Annotated in this window: 23 protein-coding genes; 7 read left to right on the plus strand and 16 right to left on the minus strand. The window is 62.1% G+C overall.

Going from position 1 to position 23,163, the window contains the following annotated elements:
- Positions 1–3: 3 nt before the first annotated feature.
- The 3 genes from PQQ52_RS09255 to PQQ52_RS09265 all read left to right on the plus strand — a co-directional run bounded on the left by PQQ52_RS09255 (position 4) and on the right by PQQ52_RS09265 (position 3,962).
- Positions 4–465 carry a GNAT family N-acetyltransferase gene (locus tag PQQ52_RS09255; RefSeq protein WP_408209466.1) on the plus strand — a complete coding sequence of 154 codons (462 nt, stop codon included), beginning with the start codon at positions 4–6 and terminating at the stop codon, positions 463–465.
- A gap of 272 nt (positions 466–737) precedes the next feature.
- Positions 738–2,447: a molecular chaperone HscC gene (locus tag PQQ52_RS09260; protein ID WP_408209469.1), complete on the plus strand. Its 1,710-nt coding sequence runs from the start codon at positions 738–740 to the stop codon at positions 2,445–2,447.
- 6 nt (positions 2,448–2,453) lie between these two features.
- Positions 2,454–3,962 (plus strand): J domain-containing protein, encoded by a 1,509-nt coding sequence (locus tag PQQ52_RS09265; RefSeq protein ID WP_408209472.1) that lies wholly within the window; start codon positions 2,454–2,456, stop codon positions 3,960–3,962.
- Between the two features lie 119 nt (positions 3,963–4,081).
- Here PQQ52_RS09265 and PQQ52_RS09270 read toward each other — a convergent pair whose 3' ends face one another.
- The 14 genes from PQQ52_RS09270 to PQQ52_RS09335 are packed head-to-tail and all read right to left on the minus strand — an operon-like array spanning position 4,082 to position 17,473.
- On the minus strand, positions 4,082–5,485 hold the full coding sequence (locus tag PQQ52_RS09270) for an MFS transporter (protein WP_408209475.1): 1,404 nt from the start codon (positions 5,483–5,485) through the stop codon (positions 4,082–4,084).
- Positions 5,486–5,510: 25 nt separating this feature from the next.
- Complete coding sequence (locus PQQ52_RS09275) at positions 5,511–6,776, minus strand: NAD(P)/FAD-dependent oxidoreductase (RefSeq protein WP_408209478.1); 1,266 nt, start codon at positions 6,774–6,776, stop codon at positions 5,511–5,513.
- Positions 6,769–7,734: a VOC family protein gene (locus PQQ52_RS09280; protein WP_408209480.1), complete on the minus strand. Its 966-nt coding sequence runs from the start codon at positions 7,732–7,734 to the stop codon at positions 6,769–6,771. Before PQQ52_RS09280 ends, PQQ52_RS09275 begins: the two co-directional genes overlap by 8 nt.
- A gap of 17 nt (positions 7,735–7,751) precedes the next feature.
- A complete protein-coding gene (locus PQQ52_RS09285; protein WP_408209483.1) occupies positions 7,752–9,242 on the minus strand; it encodes an aldehyde dehydrogenase in 1,491 nt (496 codons plus the stop codon).
- A 40-nt stretch (positions 9,243–9,282) separates the two neighbouring features.
- A complete protein-coding gene (locus PQQ52_RS09290; protein WP_408209486.1) occupies positions 9,283–10,113 on the minus strand; it encodes an aspartate dehydrogenase in 831 nt (276 codons plus the stop codon).
- The gene (locus tag PQQ52_RS09295) at positions 10,106–11,764 is read right to left on the minus strand and encodes a thiamine pyrophosphate-binding protein (protein WP_408209488.1); all 1,659 of its coding nucleotides are present in this window, start codon (positions 11,762–11,764) and stop codon (positions 10,106–10,108) included. Before PQQ52_RS09295 ends, PQQ52_RS09290 begins: the two co-directional genes overlap by 8 nt.
- Entirely contained in the window at positions 11,757–12,554 is a 798-nt protein-coding gene (locus PQQ52_RS09300; protein ID WP_408209491.1) for an SDR family oxidoreductase, read from the minus strand. The genes PQQ52_RS09295 and PQQ52_RS09300 overlap by 8 nt, the downstream gene beginning before the upstream one ends.
- The gene (locus PQQ52_RS09305; RefSeq protein WP_408209493.1) at positions 12,551–13,438 is read right to left on the minus strand and encodes an IclR family transcriptional regulator; all 888 of its coding nucleotides are present in this window, start codon (positions 13,436–13,438) and stop codon (positions 12,551–12,553) included. Before PQQ52_RS09305 ends, PQQ52_RS09300 begins: the two co-directional genes overlap by 4 nt.
- Positions 13,439–14,329, minus strand: coding sequence for an alpha/beta fold hydrolase (locus tag PQQ52_RS09310; RefSeq protein ID WP_408209496.1), 891 nt, complete (start codon positions 14,327–14,329; stop codon positions 13,439–13,441).
- Positions 14,330–14,375: 46 nt separating this feature from the next.
- The gene (locus PQQ52_RS09315) at positions 14,376–14,903 is read right to left on the minus strand and encodes a cupin domain-containing protein (RefSeq protein WP_408209499.1); all 528 of its coding nucleotides are present in this window, start codon (positions 14,901–14,903) and stop codon (positions 14,376–14,378) included.
- Positions 14,904–14,929: 26 nt separating this feature from the next.
- A complete protein-coding gene (locus PQQ52_RS09320; RefSeq protein ID WP_408209501.1) occupies positions 14,930–15,706 on the minus strand; it encodes an SDR family oxidoreductase in 777 nt (258 codons plus the stop codon).
- A complete protein-coding gene (locus PQQ52_RS09325; RefSeq protein WP_408209504.1) occupies positions 15,699–16,796 on the minus strand; it encodes an aromatic ring-hydroxylating dioxygenase subunit alpha in 1,098 nt (365 codons plus the stop codon). Before PQQ52_RS09325 ends, PQQ52_RS09320 begins: the two co-directional genes overlap by 8 nt.
- 49 nt (positions 16,797–16,845) lie before the next feature.
- Positions 16,846–17,157, minus strand: coding sequence for a recombinase-like helix-turn-helix domain-containing protein (locus PQQ52_RS09330; protein ID WP_154562984.1), 312 nt, complete (start codon positions 17,155–17,157; stop codon positions 16,846–16,848).
- 1 nt (position 17,158) lies between these two features.
- Positions 17,159–17,473 (minus strand): non-heme iron oxygenase ferredoxin subunit, encoded by a 315-nt coding sequence (locus PQQ52_RS09335; RefSeq protein WP_020068683.1) that lies wholly within the window; start codon positions 17,471–17,473, stop codon positions 17,159–17,161.
- Between the two features lie 439 nt (positions 17,474–17,912).
- On the opposite strand from PQQ52_RS09335, the gene PQQ52_RS09340 reads away from it, so the two are divergent.
- Positions 17,913–18,989: a porin gene (locus tag PQQ52_RS09340; protein ID WP_408209508.1), complete on the plus strand. Its 1,077-nt coding sequence runs from the start codon at positions 17,913–17,915 to the stop codon at positions 18,987–18,989.
- A 103-nt stretch (positions 18,990–19,092) separates the two neighbouring features.
- Here the strand turns inward: PQQ52_RS09340 and PQQ52_RS09345 are convergent, their stop codons facing one another.
- A complete protein-coding gene (locus tag PQQ52_RS09345) occupies positions 19,093–20,064 on the minus strand; it encodes an IclR family transcriptional regulator (protein ID WP_408209511.1) in 972 nt (323 codons plus the stop codon).
- Positions 20,065–20,239: 175 nt separating this feature from the next.
- Here PQQ52_RS09345 and PQQ52_RS09350 point away from each other — a divergent pair, with 175 nt between their 5' ends.
- From PQQ52_RS09350 to PQQ52_RS09360, 3 genes are all read left to right on the plus strand, one after another.
- Entirely contained in the window at positions 20,240–20,527 is a 288-nt protein-coding gene (locus PQQ52_RS09350) for a hypothetical protein (RefSeq protein WP_408209514.1), read from the plus strand.
- Between the two features lie 113 nt (positions 20,528–20,640).
- Complete coding sequence (locus PQQ52_RS09355) at positions 20,641–22,326, plus strand: acid phosphatase (RefSeq protein WP_408209517.1); 1,686 nt, start codon at positions 20,641–20,643, stop codon at positions 22,324–22,326.
- Positions 22,327–22,434: 108 nt separating this feature from the next.
- Positions 22,435–22,794, plus strand: coding sequence for a DUF3564 domain-containing protein (locus PQQ52_RS09360; RefSeq protein ID WP_408209520.1), 360 nt, complete (start codon positions 22,435–22,437; stop codon positions 22,792–22,794).
- A gap of 137 nt (positions 22,795–22,931) precedes the next feature.
- Here PQQ52_RS09360 and PQQ52_RS09365 read toward each other — a convergent pair whose 3' ends face one another.
- Complete coding sequence (locus PQQ52_RS09365; protein WP_408209523.1) at positions 22,932–23,159, minus strand: hypothetical protein; 228 nt, start codon at positions 23,157–23,159, stop codon at positions 22,932–22,934.
- Between the last annotated feature and the right edge of the window lie 4 nt (positions 23,160–23,163).

Consider the following 23,163-nt stretch of genomic DNA (forward strand, 5'->3'; position numbering starts at 1 on the left):
CCCATGTCCGATCCGATTCAAATCCGCCCCGTCACGCCGGCCGACTTCGATGCCTGGCTGCCGCTGTGGGACGCCTACAACGCGTTCTACGGCCGCTCGGGCGATACGGCATTGCCGCGCGAGATCACGCAGGTTACGTGGGGGCGGTTCTTCGACGGCTACGAGCCGATGCACGCGCTGGTCGCCGAACGCAACGGCCAGTTGCTCGGCCTCGTACACTTCCTGTACCACCGTCACACCACCATGGTGGCGCCGACCTGCTATCTGCAAGACCTCTACACGCTGGAGTCGGAGCGCGGTAAAGGCGTCGGCCGTGCACTGATTGAAGCGGTGTATGCGAGAGCCAAGGCCGACGGTTTGCAGCGGGTCTATTGGCAGACGCATGAGACGAATCACACGGCGATGAAGCTGTACGACAAGGTCGCGGAGCACTCCGGCTTCGTGGTGTACCGCAAGGCGTTGTAACGTCGCACTACGTGCCCGCCTGGCAGGCGGTTCGACTCCCCTTCTCGCGCCGCCAGCCACGGGCGGCGCGCAGCATTCGTATGCCCGGCCGCCTGTCCAGCCGCCATGCCGGTCGCATCTCTTGCACCGATTCGGTTCGCAGCCGCTCCCCTCGCCGCTCAAGTTTGCATGCAACCTGCCGTTATCGCCATTGGACGGCGCTACACCTGGCTCCCCACGCGACCTTGGGCGATCTCTTCACGGAGGGGCGCAAAACGAATCGGAAACTGTACATGCCTTCGATCATCGGCATCGATCTTGGAACCACGCATAGTCTTGCCGCGCTCTGGCATGACAACAAGGCTGTCCTCATCCCGAATGCCTTGGGCGATGTGCTGACGCCGTCGTGTGTCTCTATCGACGACGACGGCTCGATCCTCGTCGGCCGCCCTGCTCACGATCGCTTGCATACGCATCCTGAACGCACTGCCGCCAACTTCAAACGCTACATGGGCACGAATCGCAACGTGTCGCTCGGCGTGCAGACATTGCGTCCGGAAGAATTGTCTTCGCTGGTGCTCAAATCGTTGAAAGCAGATGCCGAGGCATTTCTCGGCGAAACGGTGCACGACGTCGTGATCGCCGTGCCCGCCTATTTCAGCGACGCGCAACGTAAAGCCACGCGTATCGCCGGGGAACTGGCCGGCCTCAACGTGCTGCGCCTCGTCAACGAACCGACTGCGGCTTCGCTCGCGTACGGCGTGCATCAGCGCGACCGTGAACGCAAGTTCCTGATCTTCGATCTGGGCGGCGGCACGTTCGACGTCTCGGTGCTCGACTGCTTCGAAGGTGTCATGGAAGTGCGCGCCAGCACCGGCGACAATCTTCTGGGTGGCGAAGATTTCACCGAAGCGCTCGTCGAGTTGTTCTGCCAGCGCAATAGCCTTCGAGTCAAATCGCTCACGCCGATTGCCGCGCAACGTCTGCATCAGCAGGCTGAACGTGCGAAACGTCTGCTCACGCAAAACAGCGCTGGGAGCGTCACGCTCAAGCTCACGGTCGGCGATGAAGAGCACGCCCTCGAACTTGACGCGGCCACCGCGGAGCGGACCTGCGAACCTCTGTTGCAACGGCTGCGTAACCCGGTCGAACGCGTGTTGCGCGATTCGAAGATCGCCCTCGACGCACTCGACGAGATCATCCTCGTCGGCGGCGCCTCGCGTATGCCGATGGTCCGCAAGCTGGTCTCGAAGATGTTCGGCCGCTTGCCCGCCACTCATTTGAATCCGGACGAAGTCGTGGCGCTCGGCGCCGCCGTGCAGGCGGGGCTCGTCACACGGGACGCCGGGCTCGAGGAAATGGTGCTGACCGACGTCGCGCCGTACAGCCTTGGCATCGATACCGCGATGCAGGTTGGTACCCTTCAATATGTGCCGGGGCACTTTCTGCCGATCATTGAGCGCAACACGATCGTGCCGGTGAGTCGCATGCAGCGCATTTTCACCGTGAGCGACCGTCAGCAGATGCTGAGCATCAAGGTGTTCCAGGGCGAAGCACGTTTGACCGTTGACAACGTGCCGCTCGGCGAATTCTCGCTCGACGTACCCGTGAAGCCCGCAGGGCAGGCCGGCGCGGATGTCCGGTTTACCTACGATATCAACGGCGTCCTGGAAGTGGAAGCCACGTCCTTCCCCGGCGGCGTGAAACGGACGATGGTGATCGAAGAAAATCCCGGCGTGCTGACACCGGAGGAAATCAGCGCACGGCTCGCCGCGTTGGCTGCGCTGAAGATCCATCCGCGCGACCAACTCGAGAATGGCACGCTGCTCGCGCGCGCGGATCGTGTCTACGAGGAAACGCTCGGCGATCATCGGCAGTACGTGGCCACGCATATCGCGCGGTTCCAGTCATTGCTCGAGCGGCAAAACGCCGAGGAAATCGCGCATGTGCGCGGCGAACTGAGCGCGCTGCTGGATCGCTTCGATGTGCATGTGACGTACTGATCGGCCATGGATACGACTTCTGCTTATCACTGGCCTTGGGACGTGCTCGGCATTGCGGCGAACGCCGACGAGCGCACCGTGCGCCGCGCTTATGCGCGTCTCCTGAAACAGCAACGCCCGGATGAGGACGCCGAGGCGTTTCAGCGGCTGCGGTACGCGTATGAGTCTGCTTTGCAGATGGCGAGCGCGAGCACCGAGACCGCCGTCGAACCCGTGCCAGGCGCGGAAACGCTGCAGGCTTCGCGTGCGACACCTGCAGCGCAACAGACGCCACAACCATCCGGCTTTACACCAGCGCAGCCCGAAGTGCACCCTCGCGAACCCGACGCCTTCGAAAACGCGGTGCAGTTGTGGCAGGACTTCGTCGCGCGACGAGACCAGCTCGAGTCGCGCCGTTCCCTGCAGGATCTGTTCGCCGCCGTCATCAACATTCAGACGCGCGACGAGCTTGAATGGCAAGCGCTGGTTCATTGCCTGAAGGAGGATGCGCCGGCCACGCTGCGCATGAACCTGAGCGCGCTCCTGGGATGGCGAGACAATGCCGCCCATCTGCGTCGCCGCAACGCGGCCATCGCGACCCTCGCACTGGACCGTGTGTTCGCCGACGAAGACTACAACGCGCTGCGCCTGCGCTTCGCGAATGCCATGGCACTTCTCGAAGGGCCGCAGCCGCCGCTGGCAACCGGTGCACACGCCCTGCTTCGCGCAGGCGTGCGTACCGGGATGGAACAGTTGCTGACTTCGCTCAGTCGCTATCATCCCAATGTCGTGCGCCTGCGGCTCGACAGCGAGAAGGTCGAATTCTGGACGACTGTGCTGCTGTCCGAACCGCAGCAACAGCAACTGCGGGCGCTACGCTCGATGGGCTGGCTGCGTTATGGCTGGGTTCCGGTTTGGCTTGGTGCGACTGCCGCTTCGTTGTGCGACGACGGCAGCGGACGCTTGACCTCGATCGCAATGGACACGCTCGGCATCTGCACGATGTGGGCCGCGTTGATCTGCGGATGGCCGCGTATCAAGCAGCTCGTGATACTGGCCACCATCGGCGCGATCGGATTTGGCTTCGCCGGCCATTGGCTCGCCACCGATCCTCGCGCATGGCCGATGCCGTTCGCGCACGGCGTGCTGTTCGCTTTTTTCTTCTCTTTTGCGCAACAGGAGTGGCACGGCTGGCTCGCACGTCGGCCGCGCCTCGCGTGCTTTGGGGTCGCGATGTGGTTTGCGGGTTTCGCCGCGTTGATCGTTCTGCTGTTGCAACGGGACGAGCGTTCGACGCAGTTCGCGTGGGCGCTCTTTACGGTCATGGCCGCGGCGGGTGGTGTATTGGCGACGATGCGTTGGAATGATCTGCGCCGGGCCGTGCCGGGGTTTTTCCGTGGCTATGTCCATCTCGCCTGGTTCGCGTTTGCACTCTCCAAGCCGGACATCATCGCTTGCGTGAGCGCGGGGCTGATGAGTGTCTGGATTATTGAGGAACTGAAGCAACGTCGGCTATCACCGCGAACGGCACCGTAAGGTCGCATCTAAAGATACCGTCAAAAAACAAAGGGCGCACCACCCAGTGCGCCCCTCGCCTTCCTGCCATTGCGGTACTACATCAACCGCCCACCAAACTACTCACACCCTCAAAAGCATCAAGCCTCAAGCTGCTCCAGCACCTTCCCCTTGGTTTCGATCCCAAGAAAGTGCACCGCAATCGCCGCAATGAACGGCACCGCCGCGAGGATATAAAACGCGACTTGCAGATTGCCGCCGATCATCGTCTTCGACACGATTGCCGGCGCGAAGATCGCCGCCACCTTCAACCACGCGCCGCCCACACCGCAGCCCATCGCACGGATGCTGGTCGGATACAGCTCTGGCGTATACACATAAGCTGTGATGAAGCCGCAAGCGAGGAATCCGAGCGCGAACGCGCAACACGTCGCCACCACATATACCGACGAATTGTGGAACACGCCTGCCAGCAACAACGATAGCGCACACATCACGAACGACAAATTGATGATTGGCTTACGCCCCACCTTGTCGACCAGCAGTGCACAAGTCAACGAACCCACCACGCCGAGTACCGAAGCCGCCACCGCCAGATTCAAGGCCAGTTGCAGCGGCGCGTGATACACCGTGCGATAGATCGTCGGCAACCAGGTCGACAGGCCGTACTGAATGAAGCCGCACGTAATCCACAACATCGCCACAGCCATCGTGCGCTTCAGATAGGCCGGTCCGAACAGATCGCTCATACGACGCTTCGGATGGCGATTAGCCATCGCTTCGAACTCGGCCGAATTGGCAACCGGCGGCAGCGGACCTTTCACAGCGCGCTCGAAAGCATGCACGGCTACGTCGGCGTCGGCCATCCGTTCGCGTTCAGCAAGCCAGCGCGGCGATTCCGGCACCAGTTTGCGCAGCACGAAGAACAGAATCAACGGCATGCCACCGATGAAGTACATCGCTTGCCAGCCGAAGCGCGGCACGATCCATGCGCCCAGCGCGTTCGAAGCCAGCAAACCCACCGGAAAAACGATCTCATACAGCAGCACGAAACGACCACGCCCATGCGCACGGCTGATCTCGTTGATGTAGGTCGCGGCCACCGGCAATTCGCCGCCGAGCCCCAAGCCCTGAATCACACGCAGCACGACGAACGCCGCGAAGGTCGGCGCAAAACCGCACGCAATGCTCGTAATACCGATGATTCCCGAGCTCAACGCAATCGCCTGCACGCGTCCTTTGCGCTCCGCGTACCACGGGAAGACGAACGCGCCGATCAACTGCCCGACCGAACCGGAGCCGATCAGGAAGCCGATTTCCCACGGCGTCAGATGCCACTTCGCAATCAGGATCGGCAGCGTGGCCGCGATCGCGATCACGTCGAAGCCGTCGAAGAATGTTGCGAGGCCGATCAGTATGCGCGCGCGCACCTGCATCGTATTCTTCGGCAAGCGCTCGAGCCGCGCGATGATCGAACCCCGGGTCACGGGGCCTGAGACACCGGCGCTGCTGCGGTCCCCCATGGTGTTGTCGATGGTTCTCATGCCGTGGTGCCGTCCATAGGTGGGGTTAGGCAAGCGCCGTTGAGGCGTCGGTCAGGGTGGCAAGGTCGATCGTCCGGCCCTGGTTCATCCATTTGCGCGAGAGTTTCAGCTCGCGTGGCGTGTTGATGGAGATCACGCCGCGAATCGCGCCATCTTCCAGATGGAAAAGCGTGGCGCGTTTGCCCGGCAAATCACCGCGTACAGCAAGTTGCGCATCGCCCGGAATGTCGCCAAGGATTTGCAGATTGATGTCGTATTGGTCGGACCAGAACCACGGAATGTCCGCGTACGGCTCGAAGGTGCCGAGCAAGGCTTTCGCCACCGAGATCGCCTGGTTCTGCGCGTTAGCCCACGATTCGAGCCGCACGCGGCGCTTCAACCACGCGCTCGGATGATTCGCGACGTCACCGCACGCGAAGATGCGCGGGTCGCCAGTCGCGCCGAAATGGTCGACGACAATGCCGTCCTCCACCTTGATGCCCGCGGCTTCTGCCAGTGCGGTGTGCGGCGTGAGCCCAATGCCGGCGACGGCGAAGTCGGCGTCCAGAGTGGAACCGTCAGCGAACGTCGCGCGAATACGGTTGGCGTCGTTCGGATGATCCACAATCGACACGAGCGATGCGTTCAAACGCACGTCCACGCCATTCGCACGATGCAGTTGCAACAGGAAATCCGACACCATCGGCGGTAACGAGCGTGCGCAAAGGCGCGGCGCGCCCTCCACTACAGCAGCTTCGACGCCAAGCTTGCGAGCGGTAGCCGCGACTTCGAGACCGATCCAGCCGCCACCCACCACCAGCACGCGCTTGCTCGCGCGCAGCCGTTCGCCCAGCGCGACGGCTTCGTCGAGCGTACGCAGATAGGCAATGTGCGAGGTCTTCACCAGGGCATCCGGCAAGCGGCGCGCGGCGCCACCCGTGGCGATCACGAGACGGTCGTATTGCACTTCACGACCGGACTGCGTGCGCACAATGCGCTGTTCGCGATCGATCGACGTCGCACAATCTGGCTGCCATGCTTCCACGTTCAGCGCGTCGAAATCGTCCGGCTTCACGAGCCGCACGGTTTCGATATCCGCTTCGCCAGCCAGCACGGCCTTCGACAGCGGCGGGCGCTCATACGGCAAATGAATCTCATCGGCGATCATCACGAGACGGCCGTCGAAGCCTTCCTTACGCAATGTCTTCACGACCCAAGCCGCGGCCTGGCCGCCGCCGATCACGACGATCGTGCGTGGCGCTTCGAGTCCGGCATGCGCGGCTTGTGCCTTTTCAGCAGCAGCGTCAGTCATTTTTCCGCTCCGTCATGAACTTGCCTTCCGGCGCCTTCGCGTTTTTCTGCCGACGCGTATTGCCGTCGATACCGCCGTCGATCGCCCATTCGGCGAATACGGTCGGACCGGGTTCGAAATCACGCGGCTGCCAGTCGGGCGTGAGTTGGTCTTCGTCGGCGTAGTACTCGATCAGGCCACCCGCCGGATTCTGGAAGTACCAGAAGTACGCCGACGACACCGGATGACGTCCCGGACCGAGTTGTGTATCCCAACCGCAACGGCTGATATGCATGCCGCCGCCGAACACTTCGTGAATATCGCGCACGGTGAACGCGACGTGATTCAGGCCGCGCTTACCGCCGGGCAATGCCAGCAGGAAAATGTCGTGGTGGCCGCCGTGCGGCGCGCAGCGCATGAACGCGCCGCGGCCCGGATAGCGGTCCGACATTTCGAAGCCAAGCAGTTCCTGGTAAAACTTTTCCTGTTCTGCGAGTTGATTCGTGAAGAACACGACATGACCCACTTCAACCGGTTCAGCACGCTCGTAAATCGGCGACGGTTGATCGACGCGCAGCGTTTGACCCCACACGTTCGACGGCGAACCGTGGATATCCAAAGCACGCTTGCGCGTCACTTCCACGCGAATCGCCATGCCGTTCGGATCGATACAGCCCACCGCATCTTCGGTTTCGAAGTGGCCCGGCTGGCCGGCAAAGCGACCGCGCAGTTCGTCGAGTTCCGCTTTCGTTGCCACACCCCACGTCACTTCACGCAACGTCGGACCTTCTTCGAAAGCGGGCGGCAGCGACGGGTCGCTCGCATCGACAGCGAGAATCGTGCAGCCGTTCAGCGTTTCGAAGCGCGCGTGCTTGTCGTCGTGCTCCGTCTCTTTCAGGCCCCAATCCGCGAAAAACGTGCGGCAGGCGGCGAGATCCGTCACGCCGTAAATAATCTGTTCAATGCCGAGAATCGTCATCACGTGCCTCTTGCGTATTAGTTCGCCCACGCCAGCGGCGCGTCGTTCAAGCCCCAGTAGAGGCTCTTCTGCTGCATGTATTCGCGGATGCCGAGGCGGCCTTTCTCGCGTCCCAGGCCGCTCTCTTTCCAGCCGCTGAACGGCGTCGAGATCGAGAACAGCTTGTAGGTGTTGATCCACACGGTGCCAGTCTCGAGCGCGCGGGCGATCCGGTAGGCGCGTTTGTAGTCGCGCGTCCAGATGCCGGCGGCGAGGCCGAACACACTGTTGTTAGCTTCTTTCAGCAGCGAGGCTTCGTCGTCGAACGGCATCGCGACCAGCACGGGGCCGAAGATTTCTTCCTGGCAAATGCGCGCGTCGTTCGTGAGACCTTCGAGTATCGTCGGCTGGAAGTAGGTGCCTGCTTCGCGGCCGTCGCCAACCGGACGCTCGCCACCGCACAGCAGGCGGCCGCCTTCTTCCAGACCCAATGCGACGTAACGTTCGACGGTTTCCCGATGTGCCGCGGTGATCAGCGGACCCATCTGCGTCTCAGCACGCGACGGGTCGCCGACGCGCAGTTTGCGAGCGCCTTCAGCAAGACGCTTCATGAACGCGTCGTAGATCGAGCGCTGCACGAACAGACGCGAACCCGCGATGCACGCCTCGCCCGACGAACTGAAAATGCCGTACAGCACGCCGTTCACCGCGTGATCGAGATCGGCATCGTCGAACACAATGGTCGGCGATTTGCCGCCAAGTTCGAGCGAGACCGGCATCAGCTTGTCCGCTGCAATGCGCGCGATACCGCGGCCGACTTCGGTACCGCCCGTGAACGACACTTTCTTCACCAGCGGATGGCGCACCAGCACGTCGCCGATCACCGAGCCTTTGCCGGGCAAAACGCTAATGACACCCTTCGGCACACCGGCTTCTTCGCAGATACGAGCCAATGCAAGCGACACCAACGGCGTGACCTCAGCGGGCTTCAACACCACTGCGTTACCGCCTGCCAGTGCCGGAGCCAGTTTCTGTGCGTCCGATGCAATCGGCGAATTCCACGGCGTAATGGCTGCAATCACACCAATCGGCTCGTAAATGCTCATCGTCAGATAATCACCGCGCGACGGCGTGACTTCTTCGTCGAGCGTTTCGAGGCAGGCCGCGAAATAGCGAAACGTGTTCGCAGCGCTCGCCACCAGCACCCGCGTTTCGCTGATCGGCTTGCCGTTGTCGCGACGCTGCAATTGCGCAAGGGCTTCATGACGCGACATGATCAGATCGGCAATGCGATACAGAATCAGCGCGCGCTGATGCGGCTTCAGACCCGACCAATCCGCGCGGCGCCAGGCGATATCCGCGGCTTCCACGGCTTCGCGGGCGTCGTCGGCATTGGCCGTCGAGATTTCCATATTGACCGACTGATCTGCCGGATACAGGCTTTTGTACGGGTTGCCACGCCCTTGCCGCCATTCGCCGCCGATGAAAATATCGCCGGTGGGCACGAGGCTGGTATCGAAGTGAGTCATGTCGGTCGTTCCGGTTTGCTTCAGCTAATCAGCTAATGTCTTAAATCACGCAGCGTGCCGCGCGATTGCGTAGCGCACGGATCGCGCTGTATGCGGTCAGTGCGGACGTCTTGGGGTTATCCGGCAGCGGTTTGCCGCACATTTCCAGCGACATCTCGCCGAAAGCGCCGCGCGCCACGATTCGATGCACATTGCGCGACACGTTGGGGTCGGCGATCAGGCGTACCGTGGTGTGATCCAGACCGAGGCCGGCCAGCGCGATCGTCGCGGCGACATTGGCGTTCTTCGGATACAAACGCGCCGCTTCGCGCGCGCTGCCTTCAAAGATCACGCGCTCTTCGGTCAACCCGTGCAGATCGCACATCTGTTCCGCGGGCGTGCCGAGCCAGCCGGTGGGCGGTTTGCGGCCCGTGTACAGAACTTCGTCGAGGCCGCCGAGCTTCGCTGCAGCCAACGCGTCCACACCGCCGATCGCGCCCGAGAGCAGCGTCAACGTCGCATCGCCTTCATCGGCGGCTGCGGACAACGCGTCGAGCAGCATCATGTCGGACAGCGCGCCGATCGACGCGACCGCGCAATCCGTACCGGCTTTCAGCAAGGGCACCACGTGATCCACCAGGGCGCTGTGCCCCGCGCATTCCAGTGCGAAATGCGGGTGACTGCTCAACGCGGACACCGACGAAACCACGTCGACCGACGCGCCCACCACTTCACGCACCGACGCCATATGACGTTCCGGCACGATCACGTGCGACACGCGCACCGTCGGATCCGACTCGACCGAGCGATACACCGCCTGGCCGATCGCGCCGAAGCCGATCATCGCAACGTCGACGGGCGCGTGATGTCCCGCGTAGCCGGCCTCATGCATGTTCCGGCTCCTTTTCCTTGACCGGCGGCCCTGCGAATGCGGTGGCGAACGAGCCGACCGACAGCATGTCTACTTCGACCAGCACCGGGCCGGTTTTCGCCATGCCTTCGCGGATGATTTCCTCGGCCTGGTCGAGCGATTTGATGCGATAGTGCGTGAGTTTCAGGCTCTCGCAGAACTGCGCGAAATCCGGTTGATGCAGATCGACGTAGCAGCGTCGGCCGCCGTATTGCGCGTCCTGAATGTTGCGGATCACGCCGTAGCATTGGTCGTTCATCAACACGATCATCACGTTGGCGTTTTCCTGCACGGCCGTTGCAAGTTCGCCGACGTTCACCATCAAGCCGCCGTCGCCGACCAGACACACGGTCTTCGCGGCATTGCCAGCAAGCGCTGCGCCGATACCCATCTGCATGCCCTGGCCGATACCGCCACCGAGTGCATGAACCCCCGCGCGCGGCGAGAAGATCTTCAGCATGCGGTTGCCCCACGTACTGTTCGAGATCGTGACGTCGCGCACCCAGTTGTAATCGCGGCCCACCGCCTCTTGCAGGGCGTCGACGAGGCGCTTGTAGGGGCCGAGGCCCTTGCCTACATCGGCGACTGCGCTTTCGCGTGCGGCGGCCAGGTCCTGGGCAAACGTCGGATCGACCTTCAGGCGGCCTTCGAGCAGCGTCGCGAGTTCTTCAAGCACTGACGATGCATCGCCGTGAATGAACATGTCGTTGCGATAGCCGCGGTTGTCGGCAAGCGCGTCGGCATCGATGCGATACAGCGGTTGCGGCAGCGCCAGCTTGTACTTCAGCGTTTCATTGCCACGCAGACGCGAACCGACCACCACCAGCGCATCGCACGTCTTGTAGAAACTTTCGACAGCGGCGTGCACGTTGAACGCGCCGAGCGTCGCCGGATGATCTTCCGGCAGCACGCCGCGTCCTTGCACGCTGGTCACGACGCCGAAGCCCAACGCCACCAGGCGCTCAACCGCGGCACGCGCGTGGCGCGTACCGCCACCCAGCCACAACAGCGGGCGCTTTGCGCCTGCCAGTTGCTCTGCCAGCTGCGCGACGCGTTTACTGCAATGCGTGAGCGTGGTGACGTGCGGCGCGGCCAGATCGGCAGGCCATTCGATCTCGGCAGCCTGAATGTCGATCGGAATTTCGACACTGACCGGACCACTCGGCGCGGTTTGCGCGACACGTACGGCTTCGCGGATCGTCGGCAACGCGGTTTCGACCGAGCGCACGCGGAACGCAGCCTTCGAGATCGACGACAGCATCGACAATTGATCCGGCGCTTCGTGGATATACGCGAGGTCCTGATCGAGGTATTCGGTTTCGATCTGGCCAGTGATATGCAGCAACGCGGTGCCTGCCGTCAGTGCTTCGACCATCGCGCCCGCTGCGTTACCCGCTGCGGTGCCCGTGCTGGTGAATGCAACGCCAAGGCCGCCGGAGACACGCGCCAGGCCATCGGCCATGTTCACCGCACCCGCTTCGCCCCGTGCGCCGACGTAGCGAATCTTGCCGCGGTTGTGGATCGCGTCGAGGATCGGCATGTTGTGGATCGAGATCACGCCGAACGCGGTTTGAACGCCGCATTGCTCGAGAAAAGCGGCGATCAGTTCGCCAACGGTGGTTGTGTTAGACATGTCGTGCAACGCCTCCAGAAACATCGATGTGACTGCCCGTCGTATAGGACGACAGCGTCGTAGCCAGATAAAAGAGCGCTTGAGCGGCTTCTTCGGGTTTGCCGAAGCGGCCTAGCGGAATGTTTTTCTTGCGCGCCAGTTCGGCGGTCCAGTCTTCCCAGCGCTGGCCCGGCTGCGCTTCTTTCGCGTAACGGCGGCGCCATTGCCCCGATTCGACGATGCCGATCAGAATCGAATTCACACGGATGCGTTGCGGCGCGAGTTCGGCCGCGAGCGATTTGATCAGGCTCAGCACGCCGGCACGTGCCGACGAGGTCGCCACCATGTGCGGCTCGGGTTGCAGCGCGAGCAGCGAGTTCACGCAGACCACGGCCGGGTTTGCAGCGTCGCGCAGCATCGGCAGGAACGCGCGGGTCGGGCGGATCACGCTGAAGTACTTCAGGTCGAGTTCTTCGCGCCAGGCGTCGTCGGTGGTGTCGGCGAAGGTCGACACGCGGCCTTGGCCCGCGTTGTTCACCAGCATGTCGGTGCGGCCGAAGCGTGTTTGCACCGCTTGCGCGAAGGCTGCGACTTCGTCCGCATCGAGCACGTCGCAGGTTTGCGCGAGCAATTGCGCATCAGGAAACTGCGCCTTCAACGCGGCTTCCGCTTGCGCGAGACGTTCGCTGTCACGCCCGCAGATCGCGACCGAAGCGCCTGCACGCAGAAACAGTTCGGCAGTCGCAAGGCCGATGCCGGACGAACCGCCCGTCACCACCGCTACCTGTCCAGTCAAGTCGATTTGAATCATTTGAGCCCCAATGCCTTCATGTATTTCGTGCCTGCGTCCGGACCACTCTTCGGCCGATAGTTGAGTCGCTGCGAGAGTTCGTCGGCCGCGCGGCGGACCTTGTCGATCAGACCGCTGTCAAGCAGCGAGGCGTCGATCTCATGGCGCGGAATCGTCGTCGTGATCACGGCGACGATGCGGCCCGTGTCGTTACGCACCGGCGCACTGACCACCGAAATGCCGCGCTCGAACGACGACTCGCTGATCGCGAAACCGCGCTTGGCGTCGTCGCGAATGCGTTCGTACAGGTCGTCGATGGTGGCGGGCGTTTGTTTCGTGAAGCGCTCGAGTTCCGGCTCGGGATAGAGCTTCTTCAAGTCGTCGAGCGTCATGTCGCCCATCAACACCTGACCGTGCGTCGTTGCGTAGGCCGGCAGGCGCGTACCGACATTCACTTTCACCGAGCTGAAAATCGGCGCATGGCTTTGCGCCTTGGCGACGAATACGACATCACGTCCGTCGCGAATCACAATGTGACTCGTCAAACCGGTATCGTCGCGTAGCGCTTCGATAATCGGCAAACCGAGGTCGGTCAATTCGAGCGAACTCAGATATTCGAAACCGAGCCGTAGCACCGCGACGCCGAGGCGATAGTTGCGGTCTTTATCGGCGCGCTCGAGAAAGCCGAGCGATTCGAGTGTTTGCAGCAGACGGAACACCGTCGTGCGGGGAATCTTCAGGCGCTTCGATAATTCCGGTGCGCCGAGAACCGGCTCGCGTGGCGAGAACTCCGTCAGAATCTTCAGACCGCGTTCCAGACCCGGCACGCGATAGCTGATATCGCTGCTGGTGCCGTTGCGGTCGTCGTCCGCGTCGCGCTCGGCGTTAACGGTGTCGGGCGTCATTCATTGGCTCCGTTGTCCGTCGCTTGCGCGGCAGAACGTGTCGATGATCGCGGTGTACGCGGCAGGTGCTTCGATATAGCCGGCGTGCCCCGCGCATGGCACGACCTGCAATTGGGTGCCGGCGGCGAGTGCAAGTCGTTCGCAGGCTTCGGGCGTCGTAATCGTGTCATCGGCGCCCACGGCTACATTGACGCGACCTTGATGACGCGCGAGGTCGCTAGCGAGATCGGCGTTGGCTAGAAGATGTGTCGCTTGCGCGTAGCCATGCGGGAGCACGCGCGACATGTTCCAGCGCACCCATGCGCGCGCCTCGTCGCTTGCGTGTGTGGACACCATATTGGTGCTGCGTTTTTCGGCGAGACCTTGCGGGCCCAACTCTTTCAGCATGGCAAGACGTTGATCGCGTTTCGTTTCGCGCACTTCCGCCGATGCCGCGCCGTAACCGCCAGCAGGCGACAACAACAGCAATCCGGCCACGCGCTGTGAATGGGCAACAGCAAAAGCGCCCGCGATGATCGCGCCAAGCGAATGACCCAGCAGCACGCAACGTTCAATGCCGAGCGCGTCGAGCCATTCCTTCAAAACAATCGCGTAGTCGCTTGCAGCGGGCGAATCGGCTTCTACGGGTGTTGATGCGCCATACCCCGGCGCGTCCCACGCCAACACGCGGCGCGTCCCACCCAGCACTTCAAACTGCTGCACCCACGAAGCCGCGCCCGAACCGATGCCGTGCAACAGCACGAGCGGCAGTGCTTCGCGTTCGGCGCTATCCACCTCGCGATAGCTCACCGCGCGTTGCGATGCCAGCCAGATCTGCTGCGTGGGAAAGCGTGCAAGGCGCGCTTCGAGCGTAGCGTTCTGATCGGCGATGGCGGACGGGACTGCGGACATGATTTCCTTCATGGGTGTTTTCGAAACGGCGCTAATATCTGAAGGCTTAGCGCTTGAGCTTGGTCAAAGGCGAATCGGGCGGATAGGTCGGCGTAACCGGCTTGGCTGCGCCCAGCATCACGCACATCAACGCGTCTTCTTCGCCGATGTTCACTTCCGTGCGATACACGCCCGGCGGCACCGAAATCAGATCGCGCTCGCCCAGTACGGCTTCCCACGTTTCGCCGTCTTTCTCGCAGATCACTTTCATCTTGCCGCGCAGCACGAAGAAAATTTCTTCGACATCCATATGGATATGACTCGGGCCGATGTTGCCGGCCGGGATCACCATCGTCGAGAACGTGAAGCCGCCCGCGGGCACCGTGTTCATGTCTTTCGCGACACCCGTGCCGCCCGTGCCGACATAGCGCATTTGCGCACGGCGATATTTCGGGTCGTAGTCGGCCTGGAACTTCAACGCGTCCCAGTCATAGCGACGCGTCTCCAGGCGTGCCACCCGGGTGTCCAACCATTGTGCAAAGCTCGCGCCCGCGGGTTGTTCCCACGATTTGCGTTCGATATCGGCGTCCGCCATCTCTTTCTCCTTACGATTCGACAAGATCAATTCATCACGAAGCCGCCGTTGACCGGCAGCAATTGGCCAGTCACGAAGCGCGCAGCATCAGACAACAGGAACAGCACCGGCCCGGTGACGTCGTCGGGCACTTGTGCGCGCGTGAGCGCGCGGCCTTGCAGGTAATACTGGTGACGCTCGGCGGGCACGTAGGCGGTGGCCTCGACTTCGGTGAGCCCTGGCGCGATCGCGTTGACCGTCACGCCGTGGGCGCCAAATTCACGCGCCAGCGAGCGGGTCATCGAGATCACGGCGCCCTTGCTTGCGACATATGCAAGCAACTTCGGCGCGCCCCACATCGCCGTATCCGACGCGATGTTGACGATGCTGCCGCGCCCGGAGTCGCGCAGATACGGCAATGCGGCGGTGCTCATCAGCCACGTACCGCGCACGTTGACGTTCATCACGGCGTCCCACGTCTCGACCGACAACTCGTCGGCGAACTTGCCGCCCGAGTTGGTGATCGCCGCGTTGTTGATCAGCGCATCGAAGCCGCCGAGTTGCGCTGCGGCCTGATCGGCGAATTGCTTGATGCTGGCGGGGTCGGCGAGATCGAGCGGCAGATAGGTCACCGCATGACCTTGCTCGACCAGCGATGCAGCCAGCGCACGGCCTTCGTCATGCAGCACGTCGCCGAACACGACTTGCGCACCGGCTTGCACCAGCGAGCGGACGAACGCTGCGCCGAGACCGCGTGCGCCACCGGTCACGAGGACGCGCCGGCCTTTAAGTACTGACGATGCCGAAGGGGCTTCGTTATGCATGGCTGTGGCCTGCTGCGTCCGTTTGCGTGGCGCCGGCCTGAGCGGCTTCGGCGCGATGCGCTTCCAGATCGGCAAAATGCTGCTGCGCGCGCTGACGGAACATACGGCGCACACGCGTCATGCCGACATCGTGCTGATAGAGGAATTCGTGCTCGCGTGCATTCGGCGCCATGCTTTCGAGAACATAGCGGTCCTGTTCCAGCACAGCCCAGTGCAACGCTTCCAGCCGGTTGCGATACATGAAGCGCCATGCGTCGCGCTGCCAGCCCGACACTTTGCGCGTGCGCCAGAAGTAAACCTGACAGTTGTTTTCGTCGACGGGCGTAGCAAAGCCGATGATCCCGAAGTTGCCGCCCGGGCCGAACTTCTTCTTGTACGGAATCGCGAGGCGCATCCACAGCGCGCCGGTTTCACCGAGTTCGACCCAGTCGAAATTCACGTCACGCTGGCCAACCTTTTCGAACATCAGGCCGGTTTCGGTTTTGCGCACGCGCATGTCTGCCTGCTTGTCGCCTTCGGCCATTGAGTGCGACGTCGCGTGCAGATACGCGCCGTGCATCGGGTCCATCACGTTGTCGATCGCGTACTGGTAATTGCACTTCCAGTTCGACATGCACAGGAAGTTCGCGTATTCCTCGCCGACCAGTTCTTCCGGCAACACGAGCGGCGTGGGTTCTTTATGAGCGTCATCGCCGAACCACAGGAAGATCGCACCGGCGTGCTCTTCGACCGGATACGACTTCACGCATTTCTGGCCTTCCAGCGGGCAGTTCGAGACTGCCGGGACTTTCGTAACCGTGCCGCCGCCGTCGATTTCAATGCCGTGATACCAGCACGCGACGCTGCCGCCGAGATTCCAGCCGAGCGACAGGCGCGCGCCGCGGTGCGGGCACCGGTCTTCGAGCGCGCGGACTTTGCCTTCCTTGTCGCGCCACAGCACGATCTGGTCGCCGAGGCGCGTAACGCCGACCGGCGCATCGCCGACTTGCCAGCTCGGTGCAACGGGATACCAGTAATTACGCAGACCCTGGTTCAGATACGACTGGATCGGGTCGGCCGCGGCTTGTGTCGTTGTGTTGGGGGACGTCATGAAAAGACTCCGGATACGAAAGCGATGAGACGTGTTCGGGAAAGCGCGCTTATTCGGCGAGCAGGCGGAATTCAGCGGCGAGACGGTCGGCGTCCCACGCATTGCCTTCCGGGGTGCGGAAGCCCACGCGGTTCAAACCGTCGACGACTTCCTGCAACTCGTTCGCACCGGCTTCGAACACTTTTTCGAGTGCATCGCCGAAGTCGTTTTCGTACTGGGTCGGCTCAGCCTTGCGCGTTTGCCAGATGAAGTTTTCGGTCTCGCCCGGCTTTTCGATCACGCCCTTGCCGGCGACGTTGTTCGGCTGCGGCGCGAGCCACGGCTTCAGGAAGGGATTGAAGTTCACGGTTTGCTCTCGCATGTCATTCCACCTTGATCTGGATTTCTTCGCCGGCGAGACGTACCGAGTACATCTTCAGGTCGCGGCCGCCGGGCTCTTTCAAGCATTTGCCGGTCGGGATATGGAACACGGCTTCGTGCAACGGACATTCGACGGTGTCGCCGTCGACAAAGCCCTGCGTCAGCAGCGCGTACGCATGGGGGCAGACGTTTTCCAGCGCGTACAGCGCATCGCCCACCTTGTAGATACCGATTTCGGTGCCGTCGAGTTTGAACTCGAGCGGCGCGTCTTCGGACAGGTCGCCGGCATGGCCGGCGCAGCGCCATTGTTCAGTCATTTCTCGCCTTCTCCTGAAGCTCTATGTTCCACATAAGGAACATCAGTTCGTGTATGGATAATTATAGGAGTGCCTTCGACTGGAGAAAATAAAAATCTGGGCTGGTAGGGGAAAACACCGACTGTGGCGTTCACAACACAGCTTTGCGTGAACTGACATGAAAGGCGATATCGGCCATGGAGCCTTTTCTGGCTTGGGTTTGCCCATAATTCTCAGACAAATGGCGAAGCCCTCATGCGGGTTTGTACGGGGTCCGAAAATTTATTTTGACCACTTCCAGACTCACTATACTTTTCCATAGGCGATACAGACGCCCATAGGTGGAACATTAAGCGGGGCAGTTTTGGCGCATAAACCCGAAGCTGCATTCAACCAAAGCAAGGATCAGGGACGACGAAATCGGCGCGAGCTATCCGTCGTGTGATCAGGAGAACCAACGGTGAAGCACATCATTGCGGCGGCCGGCTTGACGGCAATCTGCGCAACGACTGGCGCGTGGGCACAAAGCAGTGTGACGCTATACGGCAGTCTGGATGCCGGTGTCGCGTATATCAGCAATGCGGGCGGCAGTTCGAAGTGGATCGAAGAACAAGGCAACATGCAGCCGGACCGCTGGGGCCTGAAGGGCGTCGAGGATCTGGGCGGTGGTCTGAAGACGATTTTCCAGCTGGAGAACGGCTTCTATACGAACACCGGGGCATTCGCCAAAGCGGGCACCCTGTTCAATCGTCAGGCATTCGTGGGCTTAAGTTCGGACCAGATCGGCACGGTGACGCTCGGTCATCAGACGCCGTTCAGCTTCGACGTGCTGGATCCGTTGAGCACGGCTTATCTGGCCGCGAGCTGGTATGCGTTCCACCCCGGCAATATCGACGAACTCGCCGACACCGGCGTGGTGCCGTTCGACAACTCGATCAAGTTCCGCTCGGCGAGTTTCGGCGGCTTCTCGGTCGGCGCGATGATGGGTCTCGGTAACACGACCAACTTCTCGACCGGCAAGACACTGAGCTTTGCGCTTAGCTATGCGAACGGTCCGTTCAAGGCAGGCGCTACGTACGCGAACGAGCACAACCGCACGCCTTCGATCGTGACGACGGGCATCACCACCTTCCAGGGCGTCGCCGCGGCGACCTATACGGCGGACAAGGTCGAGAACATGGGCGCGGGCGCGTCTTACCAGTTCGGCAAGCTGCTGGTGCATGGCCTGTACACACGCGTGAAGCTGGAGTCGTCGGGCCATTCGGACACATATCAGAGCTACGACGTGGGCGCGAATTATCAGTTCACGCCGTTCAACACCGTCGCGGGCGGCGCCGCAACGACGACGATGGCCGGCCATCGCTGGACGCAATTCGAGATCGGCGATATCTACGCGCTGTCCAAGTCGACGCAGTTGTATGTGAATGCGCTGTATGAGCGCGCGGGCTCCAATACGGACGCCGCGTTCTTTACGGCGGGGGTGTCGAGCGGCCGGAACCAGACTATTTTCCTGACGGGTATCCACCACTCGTTCTGATGTCAGTCATGTCGGCATGGATGTCGACGTCGGCGCTGTAAAGCAAACGGCCCGGCTGCTTATGCAACCGGGCCGTTTTACATGAGCAAAAACAGAAACCGGATCAGTTCGCCGCAACCGGCCTGCGACGCGCTTGAGCCGCAGTCGGATCATCCGGTCGCGGACGATAGCTGAGACGTTCGGATAATTCGAGCGCCGCCTGGCAAACCGCGACGATGAGCGGCTCGCGTTCTTCCGCTTCGCCGATATCGGAACGCGGAATGGTGACCGTCAACGCGGCTGCGATCTTGCCGCTTTGGTCGCGCACCGGCGCGCTCACTACCGAGATCCCTCTTTCAAAAGACGCTTCGCTCAACGCGTAGCCGAGCGCCGCGCTTTCGCGCACTCTTCCATACAGTTCTTCGACAGTTGCCGGCGTGCGTTCGGTGAAACGTTCGAGTTGCGGCTCGGGGTACAACTGACGCAATTCGTCGAAACTCAAATCGCCCATCAGCACCTGGCCGTGCACGGTGGCATGCGCGGGCAGACGCGTCCCGACATGCACTTTCACCGAACTGAACATTGGCTCATGGGTTTGCGCTTTGGCGACGAACACCACGTCGCGCTGATCGCGGATCAGCAGATGCGTGCTGAGGCCGGTTGCGTCGCGCAAACGTTCGAGAATCGGCGTGCCGACGTCGGTCAGTTCGAGCGAACTCAAGTATTCGAAACCGAGCCGCAGCACCGCGACGCTCAAGCGGAAATAGCGGTCGCCGTTCACGCGCTCGAGAAAACCTAACGCTTCGAGCGTTTGCAGTAGACGAAATGTGGTGGTGCGCGGAATGCCAATGCGCTTCGACAATTCGGGCGCACCCAGAATCGGCTCGCGCGCGCTGAATTCGGCAAGGATGCGCAGGCCCCGCTCCAGCCCAGGCACGAGATAAGTCGATCCGCCGGTGCTTTCTTCGTCGGTGGAATCGGTTGAATCGGTGCCCTCTGCGTGGGACGACGCCGCATCGCCCTGCGGCGTCGTGGCCAATGCGCCGCGTGGCCTCGCGTGCTTGCGTCCCGCTCCTGTCTGCTCTTCTTTTGCCATCTTGGCTGCCGTCTTTGCCGTTGTCTCTGCTGTTCATCGGGTACAGATCAGCATGATAGCGCGAAGCACACGGCGGTCATTTTCGTTTCGCGCGGTGCTATGCTTTGACCCGGTTCATTGCGCGAGGTCCCGATACCGCGCTTTCGCTCCCGCCAGGCGTCCGGAGGACACGTTCATGCCCGAATCCGTCCAGGTTCAAGTTGCCGACTCGCATCTTTATCCGGGCTGCGCGGTGCATATCGCGCATCTGCCTGAGCCGGCCCGCGAGGTGGCGGCCATAGTCGAATTCGCGGACGGCTCCGGCGCGCATGCCACGTGCCATCGGCGGACTTTCGACGAACTCGAATTGACCGTTGACGGCTACGCTACGCAGAGGCGTCATCCCGTCGATGCGAAGCACTGGCTTCTGCTCGCCGTCGACTCGACGCACAACAGTTGGCGCGTCAAGCGGCGATTACCTTAGCTTTGCCGGAACCTTCCGGCCACTTCGTATCTGAACCCGGTGCCGCGCGCACGCTGCCCCGAGCGGCAGCTAAAAGCTGTTAAGCGCCCGTCACGCTAAATCGAAACCTACCGATGACAGACAACGACTCCACCCTGCCGCCGAACCCCGACAATGCCCCCGACGATCCCGAGCGCCGTCGTGTCCTGACCGGGCTCGCGGCCGTCGGCATCGGACTCGCGCTGACCGGTTGCAAGACCGAGCAAAGTACCGCGAGCGACGCGGCGCCGCGCAGTGCCGCCGACTTGCGGCTCGACGCCGCGCTACGCGACCAGGTCAAGCACATCGTGGTGATCTACGCCGAGAACCGCAGCTTCGCGAACCTGTACGGCAACTTTCCCGGCGTCCAGCATCCACTCGATGCGGTGAGCGCCGAGCGCTATCTGCAACTCGACCGCGACGGCAAGACGCCGCTGCCGCGCCTGCCCGCAATCTGGGGTGGCCTCGTGCCGCAGGCGCAGGAAGTGGACGGCAAGCGCTACATGATCGGTCAGAAGGACATCGGCAGCCTTCGCAACGGGCCCTTCCATATCGCCGATGCGCAGGGCGCACCGTTGCCGACCGGCGTGATCACGCGCGACCTGGTGCATCGCTTCTATCAGAACCAGATGCAGATCAACGCCGGGCGCAATAACCAGTTCGCCGCGTGGGGCGACTCCGGCGGCCTGGTGATGGGGCATTACCGTAATTCCGCCGACACGCTGCGTCTGTGGAATCTCGCGCAGCAATACACGCTGTGCGACAACTTCTTCATGGCGGCCTTCGGCGGTTCGTGGATGAACCACATCTTTCTGATCTCGGCGCAGCCGCCGTTCTATCCCGACATTCACAACAGTCCGGCAAAGAAGATGGTCTCGGTCGTCGAAGGCGATGATCCGGCCGGCACGCGGCTGAAACAGGCCGCCGACTCGCCCGCGTCCGCGCTCGACGGTCCGCCGAAGTTCGTCAACGACGGCGCGTTTACCGCCGACGGTTACGCTGTCAACACCATGGCGCCGCCGTATCAGCCGAGCAATGTGCGTCCGGCCGAAGGCGGCAATCCCGCTTTCGCCGACCTATCGAATCCGCGCGTGCTGCCGCCGCAAAACTACGCGACGATCGGCGACCGTCTGACAGACAAGGGCGTCGACTGGGCGTGGTACAGCGGCGCATGGCAGTACGCGCTGGAGCATCAGGATACGGGCGCGGTGCCCGACTTCCAGTACCACCATCAGCCGTTCAACTACTTCACCAATTACGCACCGGGCACTGCCGCGCGGCGCAAGTATCTGCGCGATGCGGGGCTCGGTAACGACGCGTCCACCAATCGTCTGATTGCCGATATCGATGCGGGGCGTTTGCCGGCGGTCACGTTCTACAAACCGCAGGGCGACCTGAACATGCACGCGGGGTATGCGGACGTCGCATCGGGCGACCGTCACATCTCGAATGTGATCGAGCATATTCAGCGCGGCCCGCAGTGGGCCAATACGGTCGTGGTCGTCACGGTCGATGAGAACGGCGGCTGGTGGGATCCAGTCTCACCGCCGAAGGGCGATCGCTGGGGGCCAGGATCGCGGATTCCCGCGTTGGTGATTTCGCCGTTGGCAAAGAAGGGGTATGTCGACCATACGGTGTACGACACCAACTCGATTCTTCGCCTGATTAGCCGGGTGCATGGGCTGGCGCCGCTGGATGGGGTGGTCGCGCGAGACCGGGCTTTTGCGCAGAATGGCCTGGCGCCGCTTGGGGATTTGACCGGTACGCTGGATCTGGCCTGAGCCGCGCGCAAGTTTTTTCGTGCCGGATCGTCGTACCTTTTGCCTTGCATAACACGCGTCGCGGCATAGACTGATAAAGCGTTACTTCGCAATTTGCACGGAACTGCCATGCGCCTGACCATCCTCATCAACGGTTCCGATCCCACCGTCAGTCACGATTACGCTGTCTTATGGCTCGACACCGAAGAACACCGGTGGTCGAGGGAAGCGCATCAAGGGATCGATCTGCCCCCATGGGGCGAGCTACACGACGACAATGGCGTGACCACGCTCTGTGCGCCGAGCGCGGATGCGCCGCTGTGCACGCTGCGCGGATTGCACGTCGATCGCAAACAACGCGTAAGCGCGGCACAAGGCGCCGCCGCATGGACAGCCTTGCCCACGCGCGCGCCGACCAGCGGCTTCTGGCGCCTGCAAGCCGTCGACCGTCAGAACGTACACGCCGAAAATAGCGTTTTCGGCAATTAGGTTCTGGCGCTTTTTCGTCGGTCGAAATTTCTACTCATCTGAACCGCGCCGCCGCCTGCGTGGGCGCGGGTGCGCTCGGGTGCGGATTCGATCTTCAAGGCGTGCCCCGCATTCAGCGTTGTGCGTTTAAGCCCGTCTTAAGTTTGCGTGCGTAGAGTTTGAATTCCACGCATTAGGGTCGCTGCAAAGCGGCCCGTTTTTTTGGTGCAGGGCTTTTGCTGTGCGCCACGCGCTTCTTCCGCTTCTTCCGCTTCTTCCGCTTCTTCCGCTTCTTCCGCTTCTTCCGCTTCTTCCGCTTCTTCCGCTTCTTCCGCTTCTTCCGCTTCTTCCGCTTCTTCCGCTTCTTCCGCTCGCAGTATTTTCATCGCC

The sequence above is a fragment of the Paraburkholderia sediminicola genome (assembly GCF_046030555.1).
GTDB classification, from domain to species: domain Bacteria; phylum Pseudomonadota; class Gammaproteobacteria; order Burkholderiales; family Burkholderiaceae; genus Paraburkholderia; species Paraburkholderia sediminicola_E.